This is a genomic window from Oceanobacillus damuensis (assembly GCF_001618145.1).
Taxonomy (GTDB): Bacteria; Bacillota; Bacilli; order Bacillales; family Amphibacillaceae; genus Oceanobacillus; species Oceanobacillus damuensis.
In genome coordinates this window covers 66622-88579 of record NZ_LQNF01000010.1, presented here as the reverse complement: position 1 = coordinate 88579, position 21958 = coordinate 66622, and the positions used below count along the sequence as shown (strand labels likewise).

Below are 21958 nucleotides of genomic sequence, written 5' to 3'. Positions count from 1 at the left end.
TGAAGCCCTGTGAATTTTATTTCACAGGGTCAATAATATTTTTCGACAAAATTCGGGGAGTGACAGGCACCTAATTTTTCTTATCTCGTAATTCTTTCATTCGGACGAATCTTTCGAGTTTATCCAGCTCGTAAAATAATTCGATAATACTGTTTGCAATCGGGAAAACGAATGTCCACTTTTCAAAATCAGATCCTTGAAGCGCCTCAATCAGATTATTGATTGTAATTCGCATGGCATTCTTTGTTTCTTTCTGAAGGTCACTGTCCAAAACGATTTTATCTTCATACATTAACAGTACATTTTCGCTGTACGTATTCATCTCACTTACAAGCTTTTTGATCAAATGTGATTTTCCGCTTGAAATTATCTCGATATTTTGAAGGTTTTTTTCCAATTGCTGAATCAATGTGTGCTTTTTCCGCAGTACTCGAATCATATGTTTGTAAATAACGATATTCCTTAAAAATTCGTTTCTGTTTCGGATAAATAAACTTGTTCTTTCATCTGAAATTATTTCAAAATAATCTCTTGCTTTATTGATCAATTTTTCAATTTCCCTGTCTTCACCTTTCATCAAAGGAACACTCATTGTTTTGTTCGGTATAACCCGAAGAAGGAAATTGGTTTTCTCACTTGCTTTCTTGATCATGCCAAAGAGGATTTTCTGATGGTCAGGTGGATAGACGAGAACATTGACGATAAAAGCTGATAAGACCCCAATAGCAACAAGTGATAGTCTTTCAATAATATAGATTGTATTGATCCCACCGTCACTTGCAAGCATCATTGTAACAATCGTAAGAACGGTTAAACTGACGGTTTTATTTAAACCGAGACTGATGTTGATGGCAATGGAGATAATCACTACTGCACCTACAGAGATCGGATTATTTCCGACCAAAACGATACCGAGTAATGCAAAAATCAACCCTACTCCATTGGAAATCACAACTTCTTTAATATAGTTGAACGATCGCATTATCGAAGGCTGCATGGCAAGTACCGCAGCAATTGCTGCTACGAGCTCCAGCTCAAGCCCTACCATACCAGTGATTATTAAAGTTAAAGCAACCGCAAGACCGGTCTTCACCATCCGCGGCCCAATATTAAATTCCATTTTTTTCTGCACCTCACTAGCAGTAGTATACCCCTTAATACTCCAACTGTCACTCCCAAAACGGTGCCTGTCACTTCCCGAATTTTGTCGAATAGAAAAACCCTGTTATGCATTCAGCTTGGCGTTGCATTACAGGGTTTTCCACGTTTTTGTTTGTTAAAACATTTTCATTAACCGATTTTTGCATTCAAATCGGGATTATTTACTTTCCCAGCGTCTACACTTCTTTTTCCCCACCAAGTTGCCAGCAATGGCCCGGAAATATTATGCCACACGCTGAAGATAGCACTCGGCACGGCTGCAATAGGAGCGAAATGAGCCATGGCCAATGCTGCACCAAGACCGGAATTTTGCATTCCAACTTCAATGGAAACTGCTTTCTGCTCATCGAATTCCAGTTTGAAAACCTTCGATAACAGGTAGCCAACGATAAGCCCCAGGCAATTGTGCAATACAACAACAGCAAAAATAAGCAAACCTGTTGTGATAATCGCTTCTTTGTTTGTTGCAACGACAGCAGATGCAACGGCAACAATCCCGATAACAGAAACAAGCGGTAATGCAGTTATACTCTTCTCCACTTGTTTTCTGAACAGCAGTTGTACGATAACCCCAAGCCCAATTGGAAGCAACACGACCTGGACAATTGACATGAACATTGCAGCAAAGGACACTGGCAGCCATTGACTAGCCAAAAGCAATGTCAGTGCTGGCGTTAAAATCGGTGCCAGCAATGTTGAAACGGAAGTAATCGTAACAGATAAAGCCGTATTTCCTTTGGCCATAAAGGTCATCACGTTGGAAGCGGTACCCCCCCGGGCAACAGCCAACCAAGATCACACCAACAGCAATCTCAGGCGGGAGCTGGAAGATGTAAGCCAGTCCAAATGCCAGCAGCGGCATAATTGTGTATTGTGCTGCCACTCCGATAAATACACTTTTTGGCGCTTTGACAATACCTTTGAAATCATCCAATGATAGCGTAAGCCCCATCCCGAACATAATAATACCCAATAGGAGTGAAATGTGCGGAGCAATCCACGCAAATCCTTCTGGTACCAAAAAACTAAAAACTGCAAAAACAATTACCCATAGCGCGAATGTGCTCGTTGCAAAATTACTAATCTTTCCCAATGTCTTCATTACTGTTCCCTCCTATGTTGAAAAGTCCCGGATGCAAGTTATTTGAATTGACAATTAATATCCGTTTAAATGAAAATTCTACCACAAAATAATTTGAAAAGAAACACTTTTAGTTTTGAGTTATTTTGTTATCCGCTTACAAGTGAATAGAAAAAGAAAAAAGACCTGTCGGAGCAGAGTAACCCTCCAACAAGTCTTTTTTAATTATTTATAAGCCAATCGAGAAGTACTTCACTTCAAGGAATTCATCCATACCATGATGTCCGCCTTCCCGACCGATCCCACTCTCTTTGAATCCGCCAAATGGAGCCTGGGCAGTGGACGGCAAGCCATCGTTGATACCCACAATTCCATATTCAAGCTGTTCACCGACACGCACTGCCTCCGAAATATTTTCCGTAAATAGATATGCCGCCAAACCGTATGGGGTATTGTTTGCACGTTGAATCACTTCATCTTCGTCTGTAAATGTGGAAACCGGTGCTACAGGGCCAAATGTTTCCTCATTCATGCACAGCATCTGTTCAGAAACGTTTGAAAGGACAGTAGGTTCTACAAAATATCCTTCTCCTTCATCATAGGATTTGCCTCCATAGATAAGTTCAGCTCCTTGATCCAATGCGTCCTGAATATGCTTATTTACTTTTTCATACGCATCTTTATCAATGAGTGGACCAACGTCTACACCTACATCAAGTCCATTGCCTACTTTCAATGTTTGAACCTTTTCTTTAAATTTTTCATTAAACCTATCGACAACATTTTCATGAACATAGATACGGTTACTGCAAACACAGGTTTGTCCTGCATTACGGAATTTGGAACGAACTGCACCTTCTGCTGCCTTATCGAGATTTGCGTTCTCCATGACAATCAGCGGGGCATGTCCGCCGAGCTCAAGCGAGATTTTTTTCACAGTTGCAGCAGATTTTTCCATCAGCAGTTTTCCGACCTCTGTTGAACCGGTAAATGATATTTTCCTGACCCTGGAATCTTCCATCCAGGCATCACTTATTTCACTTGCGGAACCAGGCAAAATGGTAAGAACACCTTTGGGGATTCCCGCCTGTTGTGCCAGCTCCCCCAATTTAATGGCTGTCAGCGGGGTCGCACTGGCCGGTTTCACAACTGCCGTACAGCCAGAAGCAAGTGCTGGAGCAACTTTTCTTGTAATCATTGCTGCCGGGAAGTTCCATGGGGTAATGGCTGCAATCACACCAACGGGCTGCTTATGCACCCATATTCTTTTACCGTTAGAAGAAGAGGGTATCGTTTCCCCATATATACGCTTCCCTTCTTCTGCATACCAGGAAATAAAGCTGTTCGCATAGCTAATTTCGCCCTTTGCCTCCTTTAGCGGTTTCCCTTGTTCCTTTGTCATCGTCGTAGCCAGTTCATCCAATTCTTCATTGATCAGACTATGCCATTTCATCAGTAATTCACTGCGTTCATATGCAGTCAGTCCAGACCACTGCGGGAAGGCTTCATATGCAGCATCCACGGCTGCGACCGCATCTCTTTTTCGGCCCTTGTGGACAGAATCTATCTTTGCCCCGTTCACAGGGTTGATTACATCGATCATTGATTGAGATTGAGACATATTTATGACCTCCTGTAAATTACAATCGGTATCGAAATATGATGCTTTTATTTTCTGTACTTATATAATCATCACTACAATTTTAAATCGCATAAATCCCATTTAAGTAATGTCAACTTACAGGCTTAACCTATGCTCCATAAAAATGCTCCCATGCTTGATATATCCCTCCTGCACATGTTTCTGTGGCCCGGAATAACATTGGATGTTCCTCTATATCCAAGAGTTCCTCCTTTGCATTTCCGACAATCACCGACGGATACCCAAGAGTCAGCATCTCCAGATCGTTCCCGGAGTCTCCCGCAACAAGGATAGAGGTATGTTCATCCGTATATTTGGCGGCAATATACTTCAATGCTTCCCCTTTGCCGCTGTTAATCGGAAGGACATCAATATCACGTCCTGAGCTGAATATAAACTTATGCATGATTCCAGCATCCACCAGCGCCTGCTTAAACCCTTTGATGATACCGGGGTCCTTCTCTTCTATTTCAAAAGATACACGCCTATTGTCAGGCAGCTGCTGTGGTACTAATTGTGGGAAACCATCAGCTATGTTACGTATAGATTCCGGATTCCAACCAGCACTCATTTTCTTTTCCCATTCCTTGTCAGGGTGCAGATTATTTCCTTCGTAAATGCCTGTACCGATATCGGTAACAAGAAGTTTTGGTATCGGAAGATTTTCTGAATTGATAAGTGACAATGCTGATGCAAGATGTCTCCCTGTTATATAGACAAGTGTCACTTCGTAGGGCAGGCTGTCATAGTAATGGATTAATTTCTTCAGGCCGTTTGCATTACCGACAAGTGTCCCATCAAGGTCAGTCGCCAACATGTGCGTGACTGCCGACATCGCCTAACACCTCATATGTCTTTTTAATTTGCAGAGCAATTTCATCCCAGTTGAAATATTCTCTTGCACGTTTTGCGGCCTGCATTCCAAGCCTTTTCACCAGCAGGCTATCCTGCGACAGCTCTTTCACTGCTTGTGAAAGGTGTTTAGGACACTTCGGTTCTGTCAAGAGGCCTGATTCTCTATGGGAAACAACATCCTTAAGCCCTCCTACATCAGAGGCAATAACTGGGGTTCCACATGACTGTGCTTCAGCAGCTACCATTCCGAATGATTCATAGTAAGAGGGTACGATAACCGCCGTAACTCCATTAAACAATTCAGAGAGTTCTTCTTGAGTCTGTGGACCAATGAAATCGACCTGGGTCTCCATACCTTTGATCATCTCTCGAAAATCAGGATTAAGCGGCATCTTGGTAGAAAGGTCAACGTCATTTTCACCTCCGCCAGCGATGACAAGGCGTGGTTTACGTTTTGAATGCTTCGCTACTCTGCCGAAAGCATCCAGCAATGTATAGATTCCTTTCGTTTTTTCCAATCTCCCGGCAAAAGCGAATGTTGGTGGGACTGCACGTTTCTGGCTTGCATACGGTCGAAATACAGGATCGACTCCAATAGAGGAAACTTCTACTTTCACATCGTCTCCTGCAAACTTCCTGATTAATTTGCTTTCATTAGGTGTTGTTGCAATTACGCGATCTGCTCCTTGCAGTATCATCATTTCCGCATTTAAGCGTCTTTTTTCCGCTTTTAATTTTGCTTCTACCTTGGCAATCCCAAGTGAATGGGATGTATGGACAAGTGGCAAGTGAAATTCTTTCTTCACATACAAACCTAATAGTCCAGATAACCAGTAATGCGAATGGACGATATCATAGGTTTGAAGCCGTACCTCTTTTTTTATTTCTTCGTAAAAAGCAGGCAATAACTTATACATCTTCGTTTTTGGCATATATCCTCTATGTCCTGCAGCTATCCGAATGACCCTGCATTTTTCTCCAAATCTTTCTATTTTTGGTGCTTCAGGGTTACTCCAATGGGTAATAACATCCACTTTTATTCCTTTATCATCCAGTGCAAGTGCAAGCTGTTTAACATAGTTGTTTTGCCCACCTGATTGCTCTCCTCCGAGCTTCGCAAGTGGATCTCCGTGATCTGAAATGAAAAGAACTCTTTTCCCCAAAACACAACCTCTCCTTTGTAAAAATTGTTACCTAAACTTTTTTCCCTAATTTTCAATTAATAAACATCCGTTTGGTGCCTGTCACTCCCCGAATTTTGTCGAACGACTTATGTTTTTAATCCTTCTGGTAACAATAACAATAATCGTTACATAATTCCTGTTCATTCATAAGGAGAAGCGCAATGGAATATTCTAACCAATTTCGTACAGAAACAGACTCACTCGGAGAAATAAACGTTCCTAAATCAGCTTATTATGGAGCGCAAACACAACGTGCCATCAATAATTTCCAAATCAGCGGCAAACGCCTTCCAAAATCATTCATCAAGGCACAGGGAATAATTAAAGTTTCTGCAGCGGTTACCAATATGGAATTGGGCATGTTGTCCAAAACATCAGGCGAAGCCATCATACAAGCTGCCCAAGAAGTCATCGATGGCAAGTGGGATGATCAATTTGTCGTTGACATTTATCAGGCAGGTGCCGGTACGTCTCAAAATATGAACATGAATGAGGTTATCGCACATCGTGCATCTGAAATATTGGATGGCTACAGGCACTCCCATCACGTTCATCCCAATGATCATGTGAACATGAATCAGTCAACGAATGATACATTTCATGCTGCAATCCATCTGGCCGCTATTGAAATGATCAATCAAAAGCTGCTGCCTTCCATACAGAACCTTAAGGATGAGCTTGAGAAAAAATCAATTGAGCTTATGCCTATCCGAAAATCCGGGAGAACCCATTTACATGATGCTATTCCGATTCGTCTCGGTCAGGAATTTTCCGGATATGCCGCGACAATCAATACCGCTTACGAGCAAATTTTGAAGAATGCGGACGCGTTGTACGAAATAGGCTTAGGTGGCACTGCCATCGGTACAAGAATGAACTTACCTCCAGAATATATCCCAAAAATAATGAAGGAAGTTTGTGAAAGAACAGGTTTACCCTTTCGAGAACCACCAAATATGTTTCAGTTCATGCAGAATACAAATGCTCCAATTCGTACAATGCTTGCATTAAAAGAACTATGCATTCATTTAATAAAAATAACCAGCGATCTTCGTTTATTGGCTTCGGGTCCAAGGACAGGCTTGGCGGAAATCACACTTCCATCCGTCCAGCCCGGCTCCACTATTATGCCCGGAAAAGTCAATCCTGCCATCCTGGAAATGACTCATATGGTATGCTGCCAAATCATCGGTTATGAGGCAGCAATGACTACTGCCGGAATTGCTGGCCAATTGGAAATTAATGTCATGATGCCCATCATCGCCCATACATTGCTTGAATCTATCGAACTTTTGTCAAACGCCATCCCGACGCTGGTGAGTAAATGTATAATCGGGATTCAGGGTAATGAGATGATATGCAATAAATACATGCATGAGAGCCTCGCATTAGTTACTGCTTTAAGCCCAATCATGGGGTATGATCGCGCGGCAAAAATCGGAAAACAAGCGGACGAAGAAAACGTAACGATAAAGCAGGTTCTACAGCAAAAAAATTTACTGACTCCGGAAATCGAAAAAGCATTAGATCCTAATAGAATGGTTTAACAGTTTAATCTACCTAAACGAAAAGGCAGGTGGCAACATGGATAAAGATAAAGTTGTTGAAGTTATGGATCCAGTGTTTAAAAAACGTATCGATGGGGAAATAGACGGAATGACTTTCACAAAGAATTTCCGTTCCTCGACTGCTGAGGAATGGTATATTTTTTTACCCGGATTTAAGGACAGGAAAACCGGTGGCGCCGCAGGTAAGGCTATCATCCACTACAATCTATGGGGCAATCAGCATATCTTCATCAACACAACCATTATTTTTGATGACCCAGCACTGTACGACCCCCAATTGCATCCATTGGTATATGCCATTTCGGATGAAATTATAAATCGCCTTGTCGGTTATGCAAATACACTACTTTCAGTTCACGCAGGAGAAAACTCCTATAATGCAGAGTACAAATCATAAGTTTACTATCCAGAAAACACTAAAATAATTTAAATTTCCCCATAGAAAAAGACCGGTTTACATTTGACTGTAAACTGGTCTTCATTATCCTAATCCATCATTTTAGCTTATTAACATATAATCGCATGTTATCCTGCACCCCTGATAAACAGATCACAGCCGGATCATTATCGATATCCAGTTCAATAGTAGAACCATCGACCGGTAATGTTTTCTCAAAAATTTCCTCATATTCCGGCACAGTGACTTCTGTTCTTGAATTGAATAATTCTTCGTGCTGGCTCATATTCAAGTAAGAGCTGTAGTTCGGCTGGAGAACACCTGTAAAGAACTCCCCTACTGCTCCAGAGCCATAACTGAACAGCCCAATACGAGAGCCTTCTTCCATTTCTTCCATTTTTTCAAGAAGCGAGAGCAAGCTCAAGTACAGCGAACCGGTATATATATTTCCGACATTTTTATTATAGATCGTACTTATCTTGTAATTCGCAAGTAAACGTTCCTGATCTTCCTCTGAACCTTGATCTAAAATGGTACGCAATGCTTTAAGCCCCATTTTCGTATATGGCAGGTGGAAGCAAATTGCTTCAAAGTCAGCAAGTCCCAATCCGCTTTTCGACTTGTACTCCTCCCACACTTTCTGGAAGAATAAGATATATTGCTCGTTTGAAAACTTACCGTCTACAAAAGCTTTGTCCGAATATATTGGACGCCAAAAATCCATAATATCATCTGTCATGTATGCGCTATTATCTTCCAGAGCCAGGATTTTCGGATCAGCACTGATAAGCAATGCAACAGCTCCAGCTCCCTGTGTCGATTCTCCGGAAGTATTCAGGCCGTATCTTGCAATATCTGAAGCAAGTACCAACACTTTACTTTTCGGATTCAATGCAACATGTCCCTTTGCCATTTGAATCGCAGCAGTTGCTCCATAGCATGCCTGTTTCAATTCGATTGTCCGTGCATATGGGTTCAGTCCTAATAACCGATGAACATACACGCCAGCCGATTTTGAGTGATCAATGCCGGACTCGGTTCCAAAGATGACAAAATCAATAGACTCCTTATCCTGTTCATCTATCATTCCGAGTGCCGCGTTTGCCGCTAACGTAACTGGATCCTGAGTAATCGGAGCTATCGCCATCTTTTCCTGACCGATCCCGATGGTAAACTTTTCCGGTTCTACATTTCTTGCTACAGCTAAATTATTCATGTCAACATACAAATGTGGTGCATAAAAACCGATTTTATCAATTCCAATTTTCAACGCTATTCTCCTTATCTACTTATGTATATTTTAGTTTCGACGAGAAATTTCCGTGCTGCTGCATAAACTATGAGCCTAGTGACAGGACTGACAAATACACTGACTGCCCAAAAAGATAATATCTAAATGATAATATCCCTCCCCCCAAAAAGCAACTAGGAGTGCCTGTCACTCCCCGAATTTTGGCGAAAAATGTCGAGGTTCAGTCACACGAATACCTTGATTGTTTATAGCCTTTGCACAGGAGTTGCCTATATGGTTCTTGGATGTATCTCAATAGGTTGTGACAGCTTATCATCCACCTAGTTATCAGGAAGCTCAATGGTGCTCGTTATTTCAGTTCCATTTAGTGCCTGTGATGCCAGCTGGTCAGCCTCGCGATTCAGCTTACGGGAAACAACTTCATATTCAGGAGAAATTCCCATGGCCGAAAGTTTCTCCTCAATCCTATCTATCCATACTGTCAGCTCTTTCTCATAACAGGGCCATTCACCATTTAACTGATTGATGACAACCTTGGAATCCCCGACAAAGGTAACAGGCATATGATGGACACCGAGCAGCTCCAATTCCTGTACACCAAGATGCAATGCAGCATATTCAGCCTCATTGTTTGTGTTAAGCTCCTGAACAAGTGCGTTCCTTCGAAGGCGATACGCTTTGTTGTTTTGTTCATAATAAACAGCACATCCAAGACCCGAATTTTTTGTACTCAAATCAAAACCACCGTCAAAATAGACCTTTACATGGTGTGGTTCGGTCTGGATTCCCTCCATAAGCTTTTTTATTTCCTTCATTGTCCATGTGTTTTCATGACGATCAATAAAAGTCAATAATTTGACGCGTCCGGTCTTCACAAAGTCCTCTGCAATTAATATCGCTTCTGCAGCACGCATCTCTTCTGAACGAATCAATGCCGCAGACCCTTTCGGTGTTTTGTATGTCAACTCAATACGAACCTTCACAGCCACATCATCCTTCCTTAGAGTGCCTGTCACTTCCCGAATTTTGTCGAAAGAACCACGGATCTCGCTCATGCTGGGTCCGTGGTTCTATCTTGTTCATCACTTAACGACAAACTTGGTCTGACTGTACCCTTCCTTCGTCTTCAAAACCTGAAGGGTCGCAGGAAACATCGACTTCAGCTCTTGAACATGGGATATGACACCTATCATACGACCCGTTTGCTGTAAATCAATTAATGTATCAATTGCTTTTGTCAACGATTCTTCATCCAACGATCCGAAGCCCTCGTCGATAAACATCGTATCAATCGATATATTCCCTTGGAAGCTTTGGATAACATCCGACATGCCAAGTGCAAGTGACAGGGAGGCATTGAATTTCTCGCCACCGGATAAGGTTTTCACATCGCGTGTTTGTCCTGTATAGGAATCATACACATCAAGCGCCAGTCCACTTTGTCTCCCGTGTGCTTCCTGCCTGTCACTTCTCGTCAAATAGTACTGACCGTTTGATAAATCTTTCAGCCGGCTGTTTGCAGCCTCGATAATTTGCTCTAAATACTCAATTTGCAAATACCGTTCGAAGGAAATCTTACGGCTGTTCTGCCCTCGGATAACATCGTAAAGATCTGTAAGCACTCCAAGATTTTTCTCGGTTTCTTTTACCTGCTCATTCGCTTCCGAAATGTTGACTTTTAGATCAACCGCTTCCTTATAGTGTTCTTTAGATCGGTTTAGCTGATTAAGGGCCATCTCATAATCCTGTTTCAATTGAACAAGCTTTTGTTCTAGCACAACCAAGTTAACACGTTTTTTCTTTTTCAACGTATCCTTTAGCTCCGCGACCTGCTGCTTGACAGTGGAGATCTGCTGATTAAACTGACCGATTTCGTCCTTCCATGCTTGCCGGACCTCTGTTGTTATCTTCGCTTGCTGATAAGCTTCCTCGGATGCAAACGATGCTTCCTCAAGCGCAGCCATAAACTGCTTCTCCGCATTTTCCAGCTTGTTTTGCGTTTCCTCTAATTGCTTTTTGGCATTTGCTGTGTCGGATGCTGCTTTTGTTTGTTTCTCTTTTGCTTTCTGAAACAACGTTTGGACTTCTTCCCAAGCTTTTTCCAGTTTCATTTTATATGATTTCGCTTCATTAATCTGCTTCTCCAGCTCGGCCAGCACCCGCATTTCTTCTGGAATCTTGCGCATTCTTTCCTCATAGACTGCCAAATCAGCTTTATAAGCTGTCCGTTGATCATGGTATATTTTTTCAAGCTTGTCCCGCTCTGGCTCCAATTGGTTGATTGCTGCCAGTATCTTCTCCTGCTTCCCCTTCAGATTTTTTAACTGCTCCCGGGAAGCTGTTAGCTCTTCTACCTCTTTTGCTGCATGCTTTCCTGCTTCCACCAGCTGCCGGAAGACCGATGGGATTTCTTCTGGCTGTACATGATACGGAGCAATCTCTTTTTCCTTCTCTTCAAGCTGGACGAGATTTGCTTTAACTGCCGCAGCAGCATTTCTGTACTGTTCATCTTTTTCATCGGACTCTTTCTTCATTGCTTCCAGCTGCTCTTTCGTCACCATGGCTTCTTCCGTTGTCGCCTTCTGCGGATGTTCCACACTCCCACAAACAGGACAGGCTTCTCCATCATGCAAATGATTCGCTAAAACAATCGCCTGATTATTAAGCCACGTTTTCTCCAGTTTGTTATATGCTTCTTTCGCACTTCTATATTCCTTCTCTTTTACCACTGCGTCCTTAGCAAGGATCTCCTGCTTATCCCTAAGATCGCTGTAGCCCTTTAAAATTTTGGCCTGCTCACGCATGTCCGTTAATTTCTGCTGCATATCAGGCAACTGGCTGACAGCTTGGTCAAGCCGGTTTATTTGCTCTTTGTATTTTTCAGACTGCAGCTTGTTCTCATTGATTTTATTCTTAACTGTTTCCAGATCCGCATACGTTTTCTTTCCCTTTTCAGCTAATCCGGCTAAGTTCTTTTTCTGTTCGTCAATATCTTGTACAACCGGCAGATATTCTTGCAGCCGATCGAGGTTTCTTGCCGCTTCTTCCCGCAGCTCTTTTTTACTTTCTTCTTGTTTGTAATTGAATTCCGTTTTTTCCAAGTCAGCTTTTGCGGTTTTTTCAAAAGAAGAAGCATTCTCCAAAACTTTTTCTTTCAGCTTTTCTTCCTTTCGCCAATCGATTACCTGCTTTTCATATACCTCAATGGTGCCTGCACGTTCTCCGGCTTCCAGTTTAATTTCTTTTTCCTTAACCTCTGGTATCCGACCTTCCAGCTCTTTTAATAGCTTTTCTTTATGATCCAGTTCCTGGAAACGTTCGTTTAAAGCCTGTGCCTGATGATAGGCTTTTTGCTCACTATCATGGGCCTTGTAGGCTTCTTTGTATTTATGCTCATCTAATGTTATTTGCTGCAGGTAAAATTCGCCTTCTTCTTCCAGACCTGCGACAACCTGATGGACATTGTAATGGTCTGCCGACAACACACTGGATAAAAGCGATTGTTCACGCAGTGGCAATACGGACTGAATATTTCCTATATAATGGTCACGCGTTTGTTTCAGTTGTTTAAAATCGTGTTCAATGATATCCTTCTTTTTCCGTAAAAGTTCATTCAATTGCTTATAATTTTCCGTTTTGAAAAGTCGGCGCAAAATAGCTTCTTTGTTTTCTGTTTCAGAGGTTAACAGTTTTCGGAATTCCCCCTGTGGCAGCATGACAATCTGCTTAAACTGATCCTGTGTCAGACCGATAATCGCTTCAACCTTTTTATCTATCTCTGAAACAATCTGTCTGTCTACACACGGAACCTCTTTGCCATCCACTTTTTCAAAAAACTCATAGCTTTCACCTGTTTTGGATTTGTTTCCCTTTTTCACATGCCCCAATTGACGAAAAACACGGTAAACCCGGTTATTCAATGAAAATTCCAATTCTACGGAAGTATGTACACGATCATCTGCAAAATCACTGCGGAGCATCTTATTATCTTCCCTGTCCGTACCACTGGCACTGCCGTATAAAGCAAAGGCAATTCCGTCAAAAATCGTAGTTTTTCCTGCACCGGTATTTCCTGATATGGCAAATAGATTTGTCTCATTTAATTCAGTAAAATCAATTACCTCGGTATTTTTATACGGACCAAAAGCTGTCATCGTTAATTTGAGCGGTTTCATTGATTCCTCTCCTTTCTGCCTTTATGCTTTTTAATTTGAAATACTTTCTTTCTCTTTCGTATCTATATTTGTTTCATTCGCTTCTTTTAGTAAATCATCAAGTACCTCTTTGAAAATAGACTCGGTTTCTTCTGTTGGCTCATTACCTTTTACTTCTTTGTAAAAAGACTTGAACAAATCCAGGTCGCTCATTTTGCTGCGACTGACAGCCTGATCACGAGTTTTGGATTCAGGGAATAAGGAGTAATTCTTCCGTTCCACGTGCATCGCATTTGGATAAACCGATTTGACCTTTTCCATCGGGGATAATACGGGAGATTCATCAAGCAACCTGACAAAAACATAATCTTCATTTATAGGATGGTTTAATAGATCTTCAAGGGGCGCTTCTACCGTTCGGATATCCCTTTCAGGAGTCAAGAGACGTTTTTCCACTGTAACATTTCCTTCTCCATCCATTTCGACAATATGGAAACCCTTTTTGTGATGCTCTTCCGATATGGAATATTTAAGGATGGAACCGGAATAACGAATTTTTTCATCCAATACATGGTGTGCCTGATGCAGATGACCTAATGCAGTATAGTCAAAAGGCATATAATGATGGGCATCCACGTATTCGGCGCCACCAATGGAAAGTGGGCGTTCCGAATCACTTGTATTCTCTTCCTCGTCACCATACGGAGTGACAAAAGCATGGCCAACTGCAATATGTCTGTTTTCCGGGTCCATTGTCGAACGAATCTGCTGTACAATTTTTTGGGTGGCGTCATTATGGGTACGTATCTCCTCATCAGCTAAAATATTGCGTACCATGCTTGGATCACAGTATGGAATAAGATGAAAATGTACCTCTCCATGTTCATCTTGCAAGATCACTGGCTTCAAATCCTTCGTCAAATTACCGACAATGTGAAAACCGTTATTTCTCATAATGCTGCTTCCAAAATGAAGTCTGCTTGGACTATCATGATTACCTGCCACTGCAATAACCGGTGTTTTCAGCTTCAATACAATTTTTTCGAGCACCTCATCCAACAGGTGAACTGCTTCAATTGGAGGCACTGCCCGGTCATAAAGATCGCCTGCAATAATGACAGCATCCGGTTTTTCCTCTTCAACCGCCTGAATAAATTGCTTTAAAACATGACGCTGCTCCTCTGTCATATATACTCCTTGTACAAGCTTCCCTAAGTGCCAATCCGCTGTATGGAAAAACTTCATAAACTTCTCCCCCTATAAATTTTATTTTCATAACAGTAATGATTTCAGTTTGTATCGTATTCGTTGATCATGATGTGGATCATGGCAGGGTTTTTAAAATGAGGATGGTGGGAGATTGCTTTGGAGAGGAACCCCAAAGCAATCGAGAAACGAAGGATCAGTGATCATTTACTCATAACAAGCCTTCTTGTTCGTACAGATATGCATATGGAATATCAAGAAAAACATATAACTCATCTGATAAAGGATAGGAATAGGTTCTGATCAGTTCATCTTTTTCGATATCTGTATATAAATCAGACAGCAACCCTTTCTTCTCCACGTTCATTCGTATAATGTTTTCAAAGAAGTATGGACGCCAGCTCCAGTTTTTATTTCTTCCTTCCTGGAAAAGCTCCCATCCTCCTTCTTTGTTTTTTTGCGCGTTAGAGGATAATTGTATCCCCTCCACATTGCAAATATATACCCTGAAAGCAAAATCGCTGCATGCATCGCCAATTGTCAGTATCGTATCATCATAAGAATCTTTCGGATTGATTGCTGATAAGGTAGATTTAAATTGCTGACTCAGCTGTTCCATTAAGCCAAGTTGCGCTTTTACTTTCCTGCGCTCAAAACTCACGAATTGACGAAAGTTCGTTTCAATAATTTCCTGACAGCAGTCAGGTGCAACAAAGTCCTCATGAGGCTCTTTCAGATAACGTCCCTGGTAATATTGACCACCATTACGCCATGCATAATTGAGCTGATTATATGACGAAATGCCTTTGAACAATAGTGTTGCTCCAATTTTACGGGACAACATGGAAAGGGAATGATGTACATCCCTATACAAATGCGGCAATAGATCATCCTTGAGGAATCCGACATCGACCTTGACGATATTCGGCTTGATGGTAGCCAGCCTGTCAAGACTCCCATTAGGTTGTTCGACATGAAGGGAAATTTGGACATCAATGGTTTTCATGTATTTAATCAGATTGCTTAGTGTGTCAAGTTGCTCAGTATCGTATGTATCCTTTATTTCAACCACAATCCGGTTCAAATCCAGCCCGTTTTCCTGGCTGGTATGCAAAATGGACAGCAATGCTTCACCATTATCTCTAGTAAGTAAATCGGCATCATAATAGAAAGTAAGATTTATTGGCTCATCATGTTCCATCAGCTTATCGATCGCTTTTTGCTGGATATAATTATTCATCTCAAGCCGAAAATCATCAGGTATCGAGGAATCATCAAAAAACCAGTCAAGATCCTGCAGAATGCCATCCGGATCACGAAAATATGCAACTACCTCATAGCCGATAACCTGTCGACTATCTGCACTTATTACAGGCTTATAAAAAGGAATTACTTGATCCAGGTTCATCAAAATATCTAAAGGGTCCATACAATCACCTCTGCCTAAAATTATAACATAATTGATGCTGTCACTCCCGCAAACTTGACGAATCAATCAATCGTATTGCAAACGTACGAGCCGGAAACTGGGGTATGAATGCCAAGATTGACCAAGCGACGAGTATCACGTATCTTTAATTGTTTGCTGATTTGGCTTTTGTGGTTAAAAGCCAATTTTTTACGAATTGAAACTTGTAGTGATAGCAATACAGGCAGTCTGACCTTCCAAAAGTAAGCTATAATAAAAGGAGGGTCATCATGTATAATGATTACTTTTATATAGCTGATTTAACCGGATCACAGGAAGTCCCGCCTGTTTCCACCGATGCTGATGGGATTACATTGTTTCATGTCAGCAGTGATAAAGAGAACATAAGGTTCCGATTGGAAGTTGACGTACTTAATAATATGACGCAAGCACATATTCATGCAGGCAGCAGAAACATCAACGGTCCGATTGTCGCATTTCTGTTTGGACCTCTCAATCAGGTCAGCCATTACACGGATAAAGTTATCGAAGGATATATTACAGCCAAAGATCTTGTCGGTCCACTCAAAGGAAAATCCATCCGGGAGCTAATTGACCTCATGAGTTCCAGAAAAGCCTATGTGAATGTCCATACGGCGCTATATCCTGATGGCGAAATCCCCGGAAAAATCACACATCAATAATGGGGATGATTAATGTCATTCCTTATTAAATTATTGGACAAGACCTCGCTCCTCCGCTTTAATGAAATTGAGCAAAACTTGTGTTTAAGACAATATTTGGCATGCCATCCATAAAATATACAAATCTTCTTGAACATTTTGTGAAGTATTTCTCAAGCAGTTGAATAATCGACTACAAGAGAATATCATTTAGTATGTTATATTCTGAGCATACTTGTAATCTGCCAATATATAATTAAAAAGTTTAAGAGAGAAAGGGGTTTATCAATGAAACGCAAATGGACCTTATTAGCTTTCATTTTCACTATTGTCACAGTGTTAACAGGCTGCGAGCCTCTATTGGTTTTAGACCCTAAAGGACCTCAGGCAGCAACAACAGCAAATGTTATTTGGATCTCCATCATCACGATGGCAGTAATTGTAATTGTCGTAATTGTTATGTTGACGAACATGCTTCTAAAATATCGTGCATCAAAACAGCCGGACGATTATGAACCACCACACATTAAAGGCAATCCGATTGTAGAAGGAATTATCGTTGGAGTTCCTATTCTGATTGTAGCTTTCCTCTCTGTTGTTTCGGTCATATCAACATACCAAGTTGAAGCGACACCAGAAGGCTATGAAGATCAGGAACCTCTTGTTATATATGCCTCTTCATCCAATTGGAAATGGCATTTCAGTTATCCGGAACAAGATATCGAAACGGTTAACTACTTATTCCTACCGACAAATCAGGCAATTGAATTCAGACTATATTCACACGGCACCATCTCAAGCTTCTGGATTCCACAGCTCGCTGGACAGAAATACGCGATGGCAGATATGGTAAACACCTTGCATGTAGTTGCTGACGTTCCAGGTGAATATATAGGAAGGAATGCAAATTTTAACGGTGAAGGCTTTGCGGAAAACAAATTTAATGTCACTGCCATGCCACAAGAGGAATTTGATCAGTGGGTCGATGATATTCAAGCAACAGCAGAACCGATAACAGAAGAAATATTTGATGAACTTATCGAGCCTGGTCACCTTGGACAGATGACATTTACCGGAACACACTTGGACTTCGCTCCTGCTCCGGAAGGCGAAAATGGCGGCCATAATCACGGCTCACCGGCTGATTCAGATGAGGATAACTCTGAACAGGAACAAGAAACAGGATATAATGAATCAGATCATCATAATCACTAATCGATTCAATTTCAGCATATGAGTTTATAAAACATCCAAACTCTTGGAAGGAGTTAACTAGACATGGAATTTTTTGAAAGATTCGCCATTCCCCATCCAAGTCCAATGATTTATGCTTCCATGGTTGCCATTGGTCTCGTGACAATCGCAATTATTGTTGGTATATCTTATTTCAAAAAATGGGGTTACCTTTGGAACGAATGGCTTACAACTACAGACCATAAACGAATCGGTATCATGTATATTATCTCTGCTCTGCTCATGCTCTTCCGCGGCGGTGCAGATGCAGTCATGATGCGGTTGCAGACAGCCGTACCGGAAAATACATTTTTGGACGCACAGCACTATAATGAAGTTTTCACTACGCATGGAGTGGTGATGATTTTCTTCATGGCGATGGCGTTTATCATCGGTTTGATGAACTATATCATCCCACTTCAAATCGGAGCACGTGATGTTGCATTCCCAAGACTGAATGCTCTAAGCTTCTGGCTCTACTTTGCGGGTGCAATGCTGTTTAACATTTCTTTTGTTATCGGTGGATCGCCTGATGCAGGGTGGACCAATTATTATCCGCTGGCAAGCACGGATTTCAGTACGTCTGTCGGTGTCAACTACTATAATTGGGCACTGCAGATTTCCGGAATCGGTACGTTGATGTCCGGTATCAACTTTATCACAACGATTATCAAAATGAGAGCACCAGGAATGACATTGATGAAAATGCCAATGTTTGTATGGTCAGCCCTTATCACAAATATCATTATCGTGTTCGCTTTCCCTGTATTGACAATCGCCCTCTTGATGGGTACCTTTGATCGTCAGTTCGGTACGTTCTTCTTCGCGTCGGAAAATGGCGGTATGGATATGATGTGGGCCAACCTGTTCTGGATTTGGGGACATCCTGAAGTTTACATTCTGATTTTACCAGCTTTCGGTATTTACAGTCAGATTATCGCCACATTTTCTGAACGTAATCTATATGGATATACATCAATGGTTGTTTCCATGGTAGCCATTTCGCTATTATCATTCCTTGTATGGGTACACCATTTCTTCACAATGGGGCATGACGCAATGACAAACAGTATTTTCTCCATTACGACGATGGCCATAGCGGTTCCGACAGGGATCAAGATATTCAACTGGCTGCTGACGATGTGGAAAGGTAAAATACGGTTTACGACGCCAATGCTTTATTCCATAGCTTTTATTCCTCTATTCACCATCGGAGGGGTTACCGGTGTCATGCTGGCCATTGCAAGTGCAGATTACCAATATCACAACACGATGTTCCTGGTAGCACACTTCCATAATGTAATCATCCCTGGTGTCGTATTCGCCATGATTGCAGGCCTTATCTACTGGTGGCCAAAAATGTTCGGCTTTATGCTGAATGAAAAAATCGGTAAATGGGCGTTCTGGTTTATTGTTGTCGGTTTCTGCTTCTCCTTCTTCCCTATGTATATTACAGGGTTGGACGGACAGGCAAGACGTATGTATACCTACTCCGAGGCAACTGGCTTTGGTCCATTGAGTATGCTGTCATTTTTTGGGGCGTCATTACTCGCAGCAGGATTTGCGATTATCGTATACAACATCTATTACAGTTTCCGAAATGCACCAAGAAACATCGGAGACGACCCTTGGAATGCACGTTCATTGGAATGGGCTACACATAACCCGGTTCCGGAATATAATTTTGCCGTAACACCGGAAGTAGTTTCTTCCGAAGCTTTATGGGATGCCAAAAAGCGTGGCCACAACCTTTTCAAAGACAAAATTGAAAAAATCCACATGCCAAACAATACCGGATGGCCGATCATTATGGCTGGACTGTTTTTCGTATTTGGATTCTCATTCGTCTTCTTCATCTGGGCTGGAGTGATCCTTTCCGGGTTGGCCATCCTTGGTTGTATGGCATATCGTTCCTTTGAAAAAGATGATGGGCGCTATATTTCCGTTGAAGAAATTAAGGAAACAGAAGATAAATTTGGAGGTGCTAACGAATGAAAATAGATTCTACTCAGCCTCTTGAATACAGTACAGAGCAAAACAGACTAAACATTTTAGGATTCTGGATTTTCCTTGGCGCCGAGATCATGCTTTTCGCAACATTGTTCACCTCCTATTTTGTTTATGAAAACAGAACTGGAAGCGGTCCTGGTGGTGCAGACATATTTGAAATAACTCCAGTGCTGATTGAAACAATCCTGCTATTGACAAGCAGTTTCACTATCGGTCTCGCCATCCATGCGATGCGCATCCAGCGTACAAAGGCAATGCTTGGATTCTTTGCCATTACCCTTGTACTTGGAGCCGCCTTCCTTGGCGTGGAGATCTATGAGTTTATTCATTACTATCACGTTGGAGCAACACTGCAGACAAGTGCCTTTACAGGTATCCTGTTGACAACACTCGGCACACATGGTGCTCACGTCATGTTTGGTTTATTCTGGGGAATATTTATCTTTATTCAAATAAAAAAACAGGGACTTACACCTCAAACAGCCAACAAATCATTCATTTTCTCGCTTTACTGGCACTTCCTTGATGTCATGTGGATCTTCATTTTCAGCTTTATTTACCTGAAAGGAATGATGTAACATGAGAGAACTATTTCCGATGAAACAAGTCAATGGCTTTATTTTCTCCCTGCTGCTGACGGTTGTAGCACTTAGCGTCTACTTCCTCGAAATGTCGTTTCAAGCAGGATTGACAATTCTTACCGTGACGGCATTTGTACAGGCAGGCGTCCAGCTCATCATTTTCATGCATGCTGGTGAAGGTGAAGATAAAAAAACAATCTATGCGAGTTTATATTACGGTATATTCCTTGCGTTGGTTACCGTATTCGGTTCCCTTCTCGCAATGGTATGGGGTTATCTCTAAACTGAATAAGAGTATTTATGAAACAAAAAAACGTCTGGATATATTTCCCAGGCGTTTTTTAAGTAGCAGAACCCTTCAGGCTTACCAATTGCATTCAGATAATTTTAATCTAAGATAAAAATTGCTTTTGTCGTTTCTTTCCCTCTTCTATCGTTTCTTCCGTTGCAACAAGGAAAATCCCCATGATAAAAATGAAAACAGCACCCATCACTGTACCGATTCCTATCCCAGTAACCACATGGTAAACGCTTACGAAATACCCGTAAAAGAAAAGTGCAGTTCCAATCGTCAATAATGTACCACATATATAGGACATTGATTTCAGTAATTTAATATTTCTCTCCATCACAAACATCCCCTTTCTTTATATTATTCCTTCTGTTCATAATTTTGTCAAATAAATATGTCTATATTATGAAATAATCATTTTTAAATTGACAAGCTAAACCATTTTCAACCTACACTCTTTTTACGTTAATATTTGACAATATGACAACGTTTGTTGACATATTGTCAACATTACTATATATTTCTAGCTAACTGAAATTATTTTCTAATAGAACCTATAAGGAGAATCATAGTTATGAATGAAAATAGTAAACAAAATGTTTTCGGAATTCTTTTGAGGAAATTACTGGAAGAGAAGTCATTATCCATGCGTAAATTGAGTGAGCTCACAGAAATAGATACTGCTACAATTTCAAGAATCATTAACGGAAAAAGGAAGGCAAACCTTCATCATATGCAACAGTTTGCCGACAGTTTGGATGTACCTGTTACAAGGCTTATGGAAGCAGCAGGATACCAAGCAAATAAGAATAAAGCTGAACCCACGTTAGCCAATGAAGGAAATTCAACCTTTCAGACATTGAAAACGATGCTGGAAACTTCCAATATTTATGAGTATGACTTCTCCATGAAAAAAATCAATCAACAAATTGTGGAATATCAGGAATATAGCCAAACTGAACAAGGTAAAAAAACTATTTTGACACAGTTCAATGAAAAATTGAAAAAAGTCGGCAGTATCGGACCGTACATAAACCACCTTGAAGAGATGTTCAGTAAATTCAAGAGTCATAAGGGATCTCCGCATGAACTAGCGCTGATGGGAAGTGCATTAATATATTTTATATTTATGATTGATCTCGTACCTGATTATATATTCCCAATTGGTTATCTGGATGACGCTATTGTCGTACAGACAGTCATTCAGTCATTACGAATCAAATAATTAATAACGATGTAAAGAGGAATTAA

Annotated in this window: 18 protein-coding genes and 1 pseudogene; 8 read left to right on the top strand and 11 right to left on the bottom strand. The window is 41.2% G+C overall.

All coding sequences use genetic code 11. From position 1 onward, the window contains the following. Positions 1–70 precede the first annotated feature (70 nt). The 5 genes and pseudogenes from A4245_RS09460 to A4245_RS09440 all read right to left on the bottom strand — a co-directional run bounded on the left by A4245_RS09460 (position 71) and on the right by A4245_RS09440 (position 5902). Positions 71–1120 carry an FUSC family protein gene (locus tag A4245_RS09460; protein WP_067727480.1) on the bottom strand — a complete coding sequence of 350 codons (1050 nt, stop codon included), beginning with the start codon at positions 1118–1120 and terminating at the stop codon, positions 71–73. 170 nt (positions 1121–1290) lie between these two features. After that, positions 1291–2263, bottom strand: a pseudogene (locus A4245_RS09455) (bile acid:sodium symporter family protein). A 208-nt stretch (positions 2264–2471) separates the two neighbouring features. Beyond that, positions 2472–3863, bottom strand: coding sequence for an NAD-dependent succinate-semialdehyde dehydrogenase (locus tag A4245_RS09450; RefSeq protein ID WP_067727479.1), 1392 nt, complete (start codon positions 3861–3863; stop codon positions 2472–2474). Positions 3864–3993: 130 nt separating this feature from the next. After that, positions 3994–4719 (bottom strand): HAD-IIB family hydrolase, encoded by a 726-nt coding sequence (locus A4245_RS09445; protein WP_067727478.1) that lies wholly within the window; start codon positions 4717–4719, stop codon positions 3994–3996. Continuing rightward, positions 4688–5902: a glycosyltransferase gene (locus A4245_RS09440; protein WP_067727477.1), complete on the bottom strand. Its 1215-nt coding sequence runs from the start codon at positions 5900–5902 to the stop codon at positions 4688–4690. The genes A4245_RS09445 and A4245_RS09440 overlap by 32 nt, the downstream gene beginning before the upstream one ends. A 182-nt stretch (positions 5903–6084) precedes the next feature. On the opposite strand from A4245_RS09440, the gene A4245_RS09435 reads away from it, so the two are divergent. Beyond that, the gene (locus tag A4245_RS09435; protein WP_067727476.1) at positions 6085–7470 is read left to right on the top strand and encodes a class II fumarate hydratase; all 1386 of its coding nucleotides are present in this window, start codon (positions 6085–6087) and stop codon (positions 7468–7470) included. Between the two features lie 37 nt (positions 7471–7507). Beyond that, positions 7508–7888 (top strand): hypothetical protein, encoded by a 381-nt coding sequence (locus A4245_RS09430; RefSeq protein ID WP_067727475.1) that lies wholly within the window; start codon positions 7508–7510, stop codon positions 7886–7888. Positions 7889–7985: 97 nt separating this feature from the next. On the opposite strand, the gene A4245_RS09425 is transcribed toward A4245_RS09430, so the two are convergent. The 5 genes from A4245_RS09425 to A4245_RS09405 all read right to left on the bottom strand — a co-directional run bounded on the left by A4245_RS09425 (position 7986) and on the right by A4245_RS09405 (position 15929). Continuing rightward, positions 7986–9158 carry a hydroxymethylglutaryl-CoA synthase gene (locus A4245_RS09425; protein WP_067727474.1) on the bottom strand — a complete coding sequence of 391 codons (1173 nt, stop codon included), beginning with the start codon at positions 9156–9158 and terminating at the stop codon, positions 7986–7988. Positions 9159–9460: 302 nt separating this feature from the next. Next, a complete protein-coding gene (locus A4245_RS09420) occupies positions 9461–10123 on the bottom strand; it encodes a ribonuclease H family protein (RefSeq protein WP_067727558.1) in 663 nt (220 codons plus the stop codon). A 99-nt stretch (positions 10124–10222) separates the two neighbouring features. Continuing rightward, complete coding sequence (locus tag A4245_RS09415; RefSeq protein WP_067727473.1) at positions 10223–13315, bottom strand: AAA family ATPase; 3093 nt, start codon at positions 13313–13315, stop codon at positions 10223–10225. Between the two features lie 30 nt (positions 13316–13345). Next, a complete protein-coding gene (locus tag A4245_RS09410) occupies positions 13346–14539 on the bottom strand; it encodes an exonuclease SbcCD subunit D (protein WP_067727472.1) in 1194 nt (397 codons plus the stop codon). A 172-nt stretch (positions 14540–14711) separates the two neighbouring features. Continuing rightward, the gene (locus A4245_RS09405) at positions 14712–15929 is read right to left on the bottom strand and encodes an EAL domain-containing protein (RefSeq protein ID WP_067727471.1); all 1218 of its coding nucleotides are present in this window, start codon (positions 15927–15929) and stop codon (positions 14712–14714) included. A 269-nt stretch (positions 15930–16198) separates the two neighbouring features. Here A4245_RS09405 and A4245_RS09400 point away from each other — a divergent pair, with 269 nt between their 5' ends. From A4245_RS09400 to qoxD, 5 genes are all read left to right on the top strand, one after another. After that, entirely contained in the window at positions 16199–16612 is a 414-nt protein-coding gene (locus A4245_RS09400) for a CHRD domain-containing protein (RefSeq protein WP_067727470.1), read from the top strand. Between the two features lie 267 nt (positions 16613–16879). Further along, the gene (gene qoxA, locus A4245_RS09395) at positions 16880–17806 is read left to right on the top strand and encodes a cytochrome aa3 quinol oxidase subunit II (RefSeq protein ID WP_067727469.1); all 927 of its coding nucleotides are present in this window, start codon (positions 16880–16882) and stop codon (positions 17804–17806) included. Between the two features lie 63 nt (positions 17807–17869). Further along, on the top strand, positions 17870–19819 hold the full coding sequence (qoxB, locus tag A4245_RS09390) for a cytochrome aa3 quinol oxidase subunit I (RefSeq protein ID WP_067727468.1): 1950 nt from the start codon (positions 17870–17872) through the stop codon (positions 19817–19819). After that, complete coding sequence (gene qoxC / locus A4245_RS09385; protein ID WP_067727467.1) at positions 19816–20412, top strand: cytochrome aa3 quinol oxidase subunit III; 597 nt, start codon at positions 19816–19818, stop codon at positions 20410–20412. The genes qoxB and qoxC overlap by 4 nt, the downstream gene beginning before the upstream one ends. A gap of 1 nt (position 20413) precedes the next feature. Then, entirely contained in the window at positions 20414–20698 is a 285-nt protein-coding gene (qoxD, locus tag A4245_RS09380) for a cytochrome aa3 quinol oxidase subunit IV (protein WP_067727466.1), read from the top strand. A 109-nt stretch (positions 20699–20807) separates the two neighbouring features. Here qoxD and A4245_RS09375 read toward each other — a convergent pair whose 3' ends face one another. Then, positions 20808–21044 (bottom strand): hypothetical protein, encoded by a 237-nt coding sequence (locus tag A4245_RS09375; RefSeq protein WP_067727465.1) that lies wholly within the window; start codon positions 21042–21044, stop codon positions 20808–20810. Positions 21045–21281: 237 nt separating this feature from the next. On the opposite strand from A4245_RS09375, the gene A4245_RS09370 reads away from it, so the two are divergent. Then, on the top strand, positions 21282–21932 hold the full coding sequence (locus tag A4245_RS09370; RefSeq protein ID WP_067727464.1) for a DUF1232 domain-containing protein: 651 nt from the start codon (positions 21282–21284) through the stop codon (positions 21930–21932). Positions 21933–21958: the final 26 nt, after the last annotated feature.

Excerpts from the sequence above, each read along its gene's own strand:
- A4245_RS09460 (WP_067727480.1), bottom strand. The coding sequence starts at position 1,120 with ATGGAATTTAATATTGGGCCGCGGATGGTGAAGACCGGTCTTGCGGTT.
- A4245_RS09450 (WP_067727479.1), bottom strand. The coding sequence starts at position 3,863 with ATGTCTCAATCTCAATCAATGATCGATGTAATCAACCCTGTGAACGGG.
- A4245_RS09445 (WP_067727478.1), bottom strand. The coding sequence starts at position 4,719 with ATGTCGGCAGTCACGCACATGTTGGCGACTGACCTTGATGGGACACTT.
- A4245_RS09435 (WP_067727476.1), top strand. The coding sequence starts at position 6,085 with ATGGAATATTCTAACCAATTTCGTACAGAAACAGACTCACTCGGAGAA.
- A4245_RS09430 (WP_067727475.1), top strand. The coding sequence starts at position 7,508 with ATGGATAAAGATAAAGTTGTTGAAGTTATGGATCCAGTGTTTAAAAAA.
- A4245_RS09415 (WP_067727473.1), bottom strand. The coding sequence starts at position 13,315 with ATGAAACCGCTCAAATTAACGATGACAGCTTTTGGTCCGTATAAAAAT.
- A4245_RS09410 (WP_067727472.1), bottom strand. The coding sequence starts at position 14,539 with ATGAAGTTTTTCCATACAGCGGATTGGCACTTAGGGAAGCTTGTACAA.
- A4245_RS09405 (WP_067727471.1), bottom strand. The coding sequence starts at position 15,929 with ATGGACCCTTTAGATATTTTGATGAACCTGGATCAAGTAATTCCTTTT.
- A4245_RS09400 (WP_067727470.1), top strand. The coding sequence starts at position 16,199 with ATGTATAATGATTACTTTTATATAGCTGATTTAACCGGATCACAGGAA.
- qoxA (WP_067727469.1), top strand. The coding sequence starts at position 16,880 with ATGAAACGCAAATGGACCTTATTAGCTTTCATTTTCACTATTGTCACA.
- qoxB (WP_067727468.1), top strand. The coding sequence starts at position 17,870 with ATGGAATTTTTTGAAAGATTCGCCATTCCCCATCCAAGTCCAATGATT.
- qoxC (WP_067727467.1), top strand. The coding sequence starts at position 19,816 with ATGAAAATAGATTCTACTCAGCCTCTTGAATACAGTACAGAGCAAAAC.
- qoxD (WP_067727466.1), top strand. The coding sequence starts at position 20,414 with ATGAGAGAACTATTTCCGATGAAACAAGTCAATGGCTTTATTTTCTCC.
- A4245_RS09375 (WP_067727465.1), bottom strand. The coding sequence starts at position 21,044 with ATGGAGAGAAATATTAAATTACTGAAATCAATGTCCTATATATGTGGT.
- A4245_RS09370 (WP_067727464.1), top strand. The coding sequence starts at position 21,282 with ATGAATGAAAATAGTAAACAAAATGTTTTCGGAATTCTTTTGAGGAAA.